Annotated in this window: 1 protein-coding gene; it reads right to left on the bottom strand. The window is 68.3% G+C overall.

The window, feature by feature from the left end; translation table 11 throughout:
• A partial coding sequence (locus ACUN9Y_RS22085; RefSeq protein ID WP_445462902.1) for a VCBS domain-containing protein occupies positions 1–1,077 on the bottom strand: 1,077 nt, incomplete at both ends.

Raw genomic sequence — 1,077 nt, forward strand, 5'->3', positions numbered from 1 at the left:
TGGGGCTATCGAAGGCGACGAAGGACTTGCCGTCGGCGCCGCCGACATCGTTGCCGAGCACCTCGCCGGTGATCGCGGCGCTGGCGTCTTCGCCCACGCTGGCCGCATCGTCCACCGCCGCGGGGCCGGTGTCGGTGAGGTTGATCGCCAGGTCATCGCTTTGCGTCTGACCGGCGTGATCGGTCACCACCAGCGTGAAGCTGTCCAGCACCGGGTCACTGCCCGAATGATCGCCGGCGTCCCCATCGGCGGTGTAGGTGTAGGCGATCTGGCCGCTGGCCGCGTCGAAGCCGGTGATCGTCAGCGTGCCGTAGCTACCGGACAGCGTGACCGGCGCCGTGGCGCTGGCCGTCGTCACGTCCTTGCCTCCCACCGTGACCGCGGCAATCCCGGCCTCGGCACCCACCGTCATGCTCGCGCTGACGCTCTCGCCGCTGGCTTCCACCAGGCTGTGGTGGCCAGCCTCGGCGCCACTGCCACTGCCATTACCATCGGGAATCGTCACCGTCGGCGCGCCGTCGTCACTGCCGGTGATGGTCACCGTCAGCGTCGCCGTGTCGGTGCTGCCATCGCTGTCGGTGAGGGTGTAGCGGAAGGTTTCGGTCAGCGTCTCGCCGGTGTCCAACGACTGCACCGCTTGAGCGGTCGAATCGACCCGATAGCTCCAGCTGCCATCGCCGTTGTCGGTGAAGCTGCCGTAATGTGCCGTGGGGCTATCGAAGGCGACGAAGGACTTGCCGTCGGCGCCGCCGACATCGTTGCCGAGCACCTCGCCGGTGATCGCGGCGCTGGCGTCTTCGCCCACGCTGGCCGCATCGTCCACCGCCGCGGGGCCCGTGTCGGTAAGGTTGATCACCAGGTCATCGCTTTGCGTCTGGCCGACATAATCGGTCACCACCAGCGTAAAGCTGTCCAGCACCGGGTCACTGCCCGAATGATCGCCGGCGTCCCCATCGGCGGTGTAGGTGTAGGCGATCTGGCCGCTGGCCGCGTCGAAGCCGGTGATCGTCAGCGTGCCGTAGCTGCCGGACAGCGTGACCGGCGCCGTGGCGCTGGCCGTCGTCACGTCCTTGCCCG

The organism is Halomonas sp. V046 (assembly GCF_052645355.1).